This is a genomic window from Streptomyces sp. NPDC059788 (assembly GCF_042732265.1).
Classification (GTDB): domain Bacteria; phylum Actinomycetota; class Actinomycetes; order Streptomycetales; family Streptomycetaceae; genus Streptomyces.
On record NZ_JBHWHY010000096.1, the window covers coordinates 1 to 8,038 of the forward strand.

Consider the following 8,038-nt stretch of genomic DNA (forward strand, 5'->3'; position numbering starts at 1 on the left):
CCTCCGTCTTAGGGGCGGTGCGGAGTGCCCCGCCCTCGGCGCCGAGCCTGCCCCCGCCCGCCCGGCCCGTCGTCACCCCCGGCGGGTGACGACCCACGATCACCCCGCCACGATGCTGAACCGCGCCCGCCGCACGGCCCCACACCACACGCCCCACACCGGACCCCCGGCCCGACAGGCCGGGTCACGGCGAGGGCGTACCCCGTGCCGGGGTCAGACGTAGGGGCTCCAGCGGCCGAAGCGGGCCAGCAGTTGGGTCGCGTCGCCGCCGTTCAGGCCGAGGGCCGCGGCCACCTCCTCCCGGGACATCGAGTCCCGGGCCTTGTGAGCGGCCCAGTACCCCAGGTCGGCCGCGGAGATCTCCATCCGGCGCGCGAGTTTGAGGGCACCGGCCGGGGATTCCTTCGTGTACCGCTCGATCTCCGTATGGAGGCTTTCCAGCAGGTCGGTGATCCGTCCGGGGACCGCGACGGTCGTCTCGCCCACCTCGGCGATGTGCTGGTCCCAGTCCGTCAGGCACCGGTCCGCGTCCCTGGCGGCGGCCCTGTGCAACGGCTGGTCGCCGATTTCGTCCCAGTCGAGGGTGTGGATGGTACCGGTCCATTCGCACGAGCAGGCGGCGCGGAACGCGGAGGCGCGCGGAGTGTTCGGCAGCCGGCCATCGTAGACGCTCCAGTGACTGCTGCTCGGTACATGGCTTCCGGATCCCACATCGAAGTACACGGGCTTCGCGGTGCTGCCATCGTCCAGAAGGACCTTGATCGCTCCCTTGTGGGACGCCCCGTACTCGTCGTCGGTCCAGCTGTCTTCCATCACGTGCTCCTCGCCGTCCGCCCGTCCCGGTCCGTTCCACCGCCGTACCGCCGCGCGACCGCACGGGCCGCTACGCGCCCTCCCCGTACAGCGGTTACCCGACCCTCCCGCACAACGGACGGCGGGGTCAGGGGAACGGGCCAAGTCACGGCCGGACCGGGGCGCCCACGGGAGTACGGGGGGGCGCAGTGGTGCATTCCGGTTGACGCGCCGGCCCCGTACTTCCGTGCTGCCGTGCTCCCGTACTGCTACGCAGAGCCCCCCGGGGCGGCCGGGCGGCGCCTCACCGCGACAGCGGCACCGTGATCTCCTTCAGCCAGGCCCGGCGGGCGAAGTCGCGGGCCTTGATGACGACCGCGTCGCGACGCACCTCGACCTGGAGCCCCTGGTTGAAGGTTCCGCCGACGGAGACTTCGCCGCCCTTGCCGTCGTCACGGTAACCGGTCTGGATCGCACCGGTGTTGACCACCGTGAACCCGCTCAGGTTCGCGGTACCGGGCACCACCCGTCGCACCACCCAGTCGGAGAGTTCCAGGTCCCAGTGGGTGTGGCCGGAGAAGAGGAAGACGTCGGGGTGGCGGCCGAGCAGGCCGAGGAGGCGGTCGGCCTGGAGGTAGTCGCTCGCGTAGAGCTTGTTGCGGGTGCCGGAGACCGTGTTGGGCAGGGGGTGATGGGTGATCACCATGACCGGCCGGCGGCGGCGCGACCAGTGCCACAGGCGGTTCTCCAGCCAGGTGAACTGCGCCTCGCTGAGCCAGACCTCGTCCCAGAGCGTGGGGTCGTGGTAGTGCGAGTACCGCTCGGTGCCGAGGGTGAGGACCGGGATGCCGCCGAAGGAGGTCTCCGCCTGGACCGTGCCGCGCCGGGCGAAGCGGTAGAAGCTGCGGAAGAGGGAGTCCTCCGTGGTGTTGTTGGGCCAGGTGCCCTGCGACAGGGTGTCGGGGTCGCGCCACTTCGGTACGTAGAACTCGTGGTTGCCGATCGCCCAGGCCACGTCGCGCGGGTGGGAGTGACGTTTCAGTTCGGCTTCGACCTGCGCGTACTCGGCGTCGTAGCCGCGCGGTGTGATGTCGCCCGCGACGGCGAGGCCCGCGCTGCGCGGATTGACGGCCGCCATGTCGTCCAGGGCCCGGCCGAAGTCGCGCAGGTCCCCCTGGATGTCGCTGATGACGTTGAACCGTACGACGTCCCGGCCGGGCCACCGTCCGAGGCCCGCGGGCCCGGCGGCGTGGGCCTGCGGGGCGCCGGCGGCGACCGCCAGGGCGCCTCCGCCCGCGGCGAGGAGGGATCTGCGGTCCATGTGCGGCTCCGGGTGCGTGTGAGGGATGTGCGTGTGACGTGCGCGTGCTTGCGCAGTGCCGTAGGTGAACATCACGGCGCGGGGTGCACTCGGTGCTACGCGGAGCGGGCGGGCGTATGTGCAGGGCATGAACATGCGCGGAGGGGGTGTGCGGCAGCGCTTTCCCCGCTGCCGCGCGGAGACGGGGGTGCCCACGGCCGCTCACGCCCTGACGGGACGCCGGCCGATCAGCTCACTGTTGCGCCGCCGGCACCAGGCCCGGAGCGGTCTTGAAGGAGATGGCCTCCATCAGCGGCTTGGTCTTGGTGTTCTGGAAGGCGGCGATGCGCCACCGGCCACCCGCCTCCCGGATCAGGGTGTAGGTCTGCACCTTGGTCAGCTTCTTCGGCCTGTTGCCCTTGTAGCTGTCGCCGCGGCCGGTGACCACGGCGGTGTCCGGGCCGTAGAAGCGGACGTCCAGGATCTCGTCGGCGAGCTGCGTGCCCTTGAGGAACTTGGCGAACAGCGTCCGGTGGCTTTCGACGATGTCGCGGCGGCCCCGGTAGTAGGTGCCGACGAAGGTCACGTAGGTGGCGTCGTCGGTGAACTGCGCGCCGTACGCGTCGGCGTCGTGCCGTCGCCAGGCGTCGATCAGCGAGGTGATCACGGCGAGAACGGCGTTGCGGTCGTCGGTGACGGACATGGATGTCTCCTGGTGGTTACACTGGTGCAGATATTGCACGTAGACATTATCTGCACGTGTGCAGGTATTAGCGCAAGGGGCGGCCCCGCATGACCGAACCGGCACCGGACGACAACGCTCGGACCCAGCAGACCGAGCAACCCGGGCGGACCCCGGACGAGCAGACCGAGATCTTCCGTCGCTACCTCGACGCCGTGGGTCTGCACGGCATGGCCGGGGCCGAGGCCGTGGGACTCGGCGGCTCGGAGTGGTACGCGCTCAGCCAGATCGCCTTGGAGGGGGCGCTCAGCTCGGGCGAACTGTCGGCCCGTACCGGCCTCACCACCGGCGCGACCACCCGTCTGATCGACCGCCTGGAACGGTCCGGCTACGTACGCCGGGCCGCCGACCCGGCCGACCGGCGCAAGGTGATCGTCGAACCGGTGGCCGGCGCATTCGACCGTATCGAGAAGGTCGTCGAACCCGCCCGGCGGCAGATCGCGGAGGTTCTCGCCCGGTACACCCCCGACCAGCTCGACGTACTCTTCGACTACTTCGCCCGCGCCGCCCCCGCGTACCGCGCGGCCACCCAGGAGATCCGGGAAGGGACGACGCAGCGCCACCGGCGGCAGCAGGGCGGTTCCTGAGCCGCAGATGGCTCCTGGACAGGTTCAGATCGGCGTGGTGCCTGCGTCACGGATCGCCCACCACGCCAGACAGGCCAGCCCCAGCACCACGAGCGCAGCCACCGCGGCCCCGGTCGGCACCAGGGCGCGGACCCCACGGCCGGCCCGGTCGCGTACGGCGGCACGGGCCCAGCCCCAGATTGCGAGTGCGAGCGCGGGGACGCCGAACAGCATCACCGGCAGTTCGACGTACAGCAGGCTCCACGTCCGCTCCCCCTCGAAGCCTCCGCCGAGGCCGCGGCGGGCGCCGTGCAGCCACGCCCCGAGACCCACGCAGACCCCCGCGAGGGCCACGAGGCAGCCGGCACCGGCCGCGTCCACTTGTCTTTGCGCGGTGAAACGTTTTTGCATAACGCTACCGACGCTACACTCGCGCCCCCCGGTTCCGGCACACGCACCGAACCGCCCATGGACAACGTCGAACCGCCGACCGGCGGCGCCGGGCCCACTCAGGCCGGACCGATCAGACCGGACGGACCAGCTCCCAGGTGTCGACGGCGAAGTCGAGGGTCATCCCGTGCCGTTCGTACAGCGCGAGCGCACCGCTGCTGTTGTCGGTGTCGACGCCGAGGCCGATACGGTCGCGGCCCAGCGCCGCGTAGTGGCCGAAGGCGTGGCGCAGGAGGTAGCTGCCGAGGCCCCGGCCGCGGGCGCGGTCCACGACGCCGAGGTGTGCGATCCAGGCCATCGAGGCCCGGGCGTTGTGGGTGCGCAGCACGGCGGCGTCGCCGAGACCGTCCACCTGCGCGAGCCATATCAGTGACCAGTCCGCGCGCTCGGCGTCGATGTCGTCCAGCCACTGTGTGTACGTCCGCGGCTGGAAGTCGAAGTGACCCGCGAACGCCGCCTGAAGCAGCTCGTGAGCGCGCCGGCGGTCGGTCTCGGTACGGCAGGGGCGCAAGGCCACGCCGGGCGGGGGTGCCGGCAGCGGGTCGGCGGCGGACAGCCTGCGGTTCAGGACGTTGTAGCGGCGCACCGCGCGCCAGCCCCGTCCCCGGAGCGCGCGCAGATCCATGGTCGGCGCGGTGTTGAGGTGCAGGTGTATCACCGCTCGCGCGGCTCCGTTGGCGGCTGCCTGTTGCACGGCCCGCGTCTCCATCAGGTCGTACAGATACAGGGCGTCTCGCAGCCTGCCGGGCAGGATGTAGTGGTCCATGTCGATCCGCTCGTCGCCGGACTCGTCCCACAGAAGCCCGTAGGCGACCAGCCGCTCGCCCTCGAACATCAGCCAGGAGTCACGCTCCAGGTCCGCTTCGGGGTGCTTGAGGTCCGCCTGCACTTCGGTCAGGTCGGTGTCGGGACGGCCGATCTCCAGCCGGTCGATCTCGTTGAGCAGCGCACACACCGCCGCCGCGTCGTCGAGTGTCGCCGGGCGCACTGCCAGGCCTGGCGGCGGTGTGCGGGGCGCGGTCATGCCACCACTGTCCGGAAGGCGGGGCCGGGCCGCAACGCACTTTCCGCATACCCCGGCCCCTCCCCCGGCCCCACGCCCGCCGCCGTCGCACCTTCCGCCCCCGCCCCTCGCCCCTCCCCTACTGCCCTCCGGAGGCGGTCACGGACGCGTCACGGCATCAAGAACGAAAGCGCGTGGTCTCGTGCAGATCGGCCCGGGGGACGCTGATGTTGTTGATGGGCGCGGAGGTGTCCGCGTAGCCGAAGGAGATACCGAACAGGAGCTTGTTCCCGGTGTTGTGCATGCCCAGTGACTCACGGATGGTGTCGGCATAGAAACTGAGGAGTCCTTGCGGGCAACTGGATATGCCGTACGCCGTCATGGCCAGCAGGAGCGTCTGTCCGTACATGCCGAGATCGGCGGCCATACGCTCTTCGGCGTTGGGCGGCAGGAACAGCAACGCGACATGCGGGGCGCCGTAGAAATTCAGGCTTTCCGCGTTGAACGCCTCGCGTTCCGCGTGGTCGTCCCGGCCGATGCCCAGGGCGCCGTACATCGCCGCTCCCGCCTCGTGGCGCCGCTGCGCGTACGCACCCGTGTACAGGTCGTCCCGGTACGGAAAATCGAGCGACATGCGCTGGTCGGCGTGGGCGGCGACCAGGTCGGCGCTCAGCCGCTTCCTGGCCGCGCCGCTGACCACTTCCACCTGCCAGGGCTGCGTGTTGGAGTTCGAGGGAGCCGCGCCGGCCAGGGAGAACACGGCGCGCATGGTGTCCTCGGGCACCACGTCCGAAACGAACGCACGGGTCGCACGCCGGGCACGGATCAGCTTTTCGGCATGGTCGGGTGAAGGAGCGGTGGCGATGCTGGACATGGGCTTCTCGTTTCACGGATGTGCGGGTGCGTGAATGCGCGGATGTGCGGGTGCGTGAATGTGCGGATGTGCGGGTGCGTGAATGTGCGGATGTGCGGGTGCGTGAATGCGCGGATGTGCGGGCGGGTGGGTGTCCGCTCATGGCGCCGGTGACAGGCCGGCGGTCGGCGGCTACCGCTCCAGGAAGGAGTCGATGAGGCGGTCGGCCGCTTCCTTCAACGCGGAGGCGGATTTCTCGGCGGCGTAGATCTGGGTGGTGACGCTGGCGCCCTCCACCAGCATCTGGAGCATGTACCCCAGAGTCCGGTGATCGCGCACGGGAAGGCGCGAGACGAGGTCCGTCAGCAGTTCCAGGTATTCGGCCTTCAGCTCGTCGACGGCCACCCGTACCGGATGGGTACGGTCGGCGAATTCGACGGACGCGTTCACCAGCGCACAGCCCCGGTAGCCGGGTTCACTGATCTGGTCCGCGATTTCGGCGATGACGTGGCGGAGTTGCGCCAGGGGGTCGTCCGGGCAGGCGGCCTGTGCCGTCTCCAGCCAGACGCGGGGCGGAACCGCCTTCGCTTTCACATAAGCCAGCGCGAGGCCGTCCTTGGACTCGAAGTTGCGGTAGATGCTCGGCTTCCCGACACCCGAACGCTCCGCGATCTCGGCCACACCGGCGGAGCGGATGCCCTCCCGGTAGAAGAGGTCGCACGCGGTCTCCCACACGCGCTGCCCGGCCGGCGAGTGCCGCTGCCGTTCATCTGCCATCGGAGCTCCGGTTCTCGGTGGGCGACACCAGGCGTACCGATCGGTACGCACTAGACAGTACCGATCGGTACGCAGGGCGTCAAACCCCGAACGGCGATGCGGAGAGGGGCCGAGCGGCCACAGGTGGCCGCGACTTGACGGTCAGTTCGAGCCGGACGTGAGCTGCGTGAGGTCCACCGCGTCGGCGCCCGGATTCGGCGCGGGGACCAGGAGGCAGACAGCGGCCACCGCCGCGAGTGCCGCGGCCAGGCAGGCCGTACCCGTACGGCCCCGGGCCCAACGAGCCTTGAACCGTACGGGGTCCTCCACCAGCACCTTGGAGAGACACCCGGCGACGAGGGAGGCAGCGACGAGGAGCGAGGTGCGGGCCCAGCCGCCGAACCCGAGGACTTCCTCGGTGAGCAGCAGGTAGATCGGCCAGTGCCAGAGGTAGAGGCTGTAGGAGACGTCGCCCAGCGAGCGCAAGGGCCTGCTCCCCAGGAGACGGCCGACGGGCCGGTCCGGGGCGTGCGCGAGCAGGGCGATGAGCAGGGCCGCGGCCAGGGAGTGCAGGAAGAGGCCGCCGCGGAAGAGGAAGGGGGCGTTCGGTCCGTCGGCGAGGAACCAGTACGCCCCGAGACCGCACACCAGGACGACACAGAGCCGGCCCGCCTGACGGGCGGGGATGTCGGACACCAGGCGGCGGACCGGTTCGGTCGCCATCAGGGCGCCCAGCAGCAGCGAGAAGGCACGCGTGTCGGTGCCTTCGTACGCGCGCGTGGTGTCCGGGCCGTACGCGAGGGCGATCATGACCACCAGGGAGACGGCGGCTCCGACGGCGGCCACCACGGGCACGAGGCGCCGCGTGGCGGGCCGTCGGGCGAGGGCGGCGACCACCACCGGCCACACGACGTAGAACTGCCACTCGACCCCGATGCTCCACAGGTGGCTGAAGACACGCGTGTCGGCGTCGTTCCAGTAGCCGACCTGCTCGCTGATGAAGTGCCAGTTCGTCGCCTGGAGCGCGGCCCACGGACCGTCCTCCAGGGCGAATCTCAGCAGGTACGGCGGCCCGGCCGCCCAGACGAGCAGCAGCGTCCCGACGATCACCACCGTCAGCGCGGGCAGCAGGCGGCGCGCCCTGCGCACCCAGAATGCGGCGAGATCGGCCTTGCCTTGCCGGTCCGCGGCTTCCTTCAGCAGCAGGCCGGTGATCAAGAAGCCGGACAGGACGAAGAACAGGTCCACGCCGAGGAATCCGCCGCCGAAGTGCCCGGCGTGGAAGAACAGAACGCCCAGGACCGCGAGGCCGCGCAGCCCGTCCAGCGGCGTGATGTGCCGGGCGGTCCGGCGCGCGCGGGGTGGGCCATGGTGGCGGGCGGGCGGCGGGGCAGGCAGCACGGTCTCGGACGTCGACATGTACGGGGTCCTTGGGAGGGGAGGGGAAGGAGTGAGACAGGGGGCTAGGGAGCCGAAGTGGTGATGGGAAACGGGGGTGGTGGGAGCAGGGCGAGAGTGGTGGCGGGGGCGGGAGATTAGCATACGTCGTTCCGCTCCCGGTCAGGTATGGGGCACT

9 protein-coding genes are annotated in these 8,038 nt (G+C 70.6%); 1 reads left to right on the plus strand and 8 read right to left on the minus strand.

What is annotated here, in order from left to right:
• Nucleotides 1–213: 213 nt before the first annotated feature.
• The 3 genes from ACFV57_RS42060 to ACFV57_RS42070 form a co-directional block, all read right to left on the minus strand.
• A complete protein-coding gene (locus ACFV57_RS42060; protein WP_385244391.1) occupies nt 214–813 on the minus strand; it encodes a hypothetical protein in 600 nt (199 codons plus the stop codon).
• Between the two features lie 283 nt (nt 814–1,096).
• Nucleotides 1,097–2,113 carry a metallophosphoesterase family protein gene (locus ACFV57_RS42065; protein ID WP_385244394.1) on the minus strand — a complete coding sequence of 339 codons (1,017 nt, stop codon included), beginning with the start codon at nt 2,111–2,113 and terminating at the stop codon, nt 1,097–1,099.
• Nucleotides 2,114–2,345: 232 nt separating this feature from the next.
• Nucleotides 2,346–2,795: an SgcJ/EcaC family oxidoreductase gene (locus tag ACFV57_RS42070; RefSeq protein WP_385244396.1), complete on the minus strand. Its 450-nt coding sequence runs from the start codon at nt 2,793–2,795 to the stop codon at nt 2,346–2,348.
• Nucleotides 2,796–2,884: 89 nt separating this feature from the next.
• On the opposite strand from ACFV57_RS42070, the gene ACFV57_RS42075 reads away from it, so the two are divergent.
• Nucleotides 2,885–3,421 carry a MarR family winged helix-turn-helix transcriptional regulator gene (locus tag ACFV57_RS42075; RefSeq protein ID WP_385244398.1) on the plus strand — a complete coding sequence of 179 codons (537 nt, stop codon included), beginning with the start codon at nt 2,885–2,887 and terminating at the stop codon, nt 3,419–3,421.
• 24 nt (nt 3,422–3,445) lie between these two features.
• On the opposite strand, the gene ACFV57_RS42080 is transcribed toward ACFV57_RS42075, so the two are convergent.
• From ACFV57_RS42080 to ACFV57_RS42100, 5 genes are all read right to left on the minus strand, one after another.
• Entirely contained in the window at nt 3,446–3,733 is a 288-nt protein-coding gene (locus tag ACFV57_RS42080; RefSeq protein WP_385244400.1) for a hypothetical protein, read from the minus strand.
• A gap of 190 nt (nt 3,734–3,923) precedes the next feature.
• Nucleotides 3,924–4,874 (minus strand): GNAT family N-acetyltransferase, encoded by a 951-nt coding sequence (locus ACFV57_RS42085; RefSeq protein WP_385244403.1) that lies wholly within the window; start codon nt 4,872–4,874, stop codon nt 3,924–3,926.
• 157 nt (nt 4,875–5,031) lie between these two features.
• Nucleotides 5,032–5,727, minus strand: coding sequence for a nitroreductase (locus tag ACFV57_RS42090; protein WP_385244406.1), 696 nt, complete (start codon nt 5,725–5,727; stop codon nt 5,032–5,034).
• 171 nt (nt 5,728–5,898) lie between these two features.
• Nucleotides 5,899–6,483, minus strand: a complete 585-nt coding sequence (locus tag ACFV57_RS42095) for a TetR/AcrR family transcriptional regulator (protein WP_385244409.1) — start codon at nt 6,481–6,483, stop codon at nt 5,899–5,901.
• A gap of 141 nt (nt 6,484–6,624) precedes the next feature.
• Nucleotides 6,625–7,881 carry an acyltransferase family protein gene (locus ACFV57_RS42100; protein ID WP_385244411.1) on the minus strand — a complete coding sequence of 419 codons (1,257 nt, stop codon included), beginning with the start codon at nt 7,879–7,881 and terminating at the stop codon, nt 6,625–6,627.
• Nucleotides 7,882–8,038: the final 157 nt, after the last annotated feature.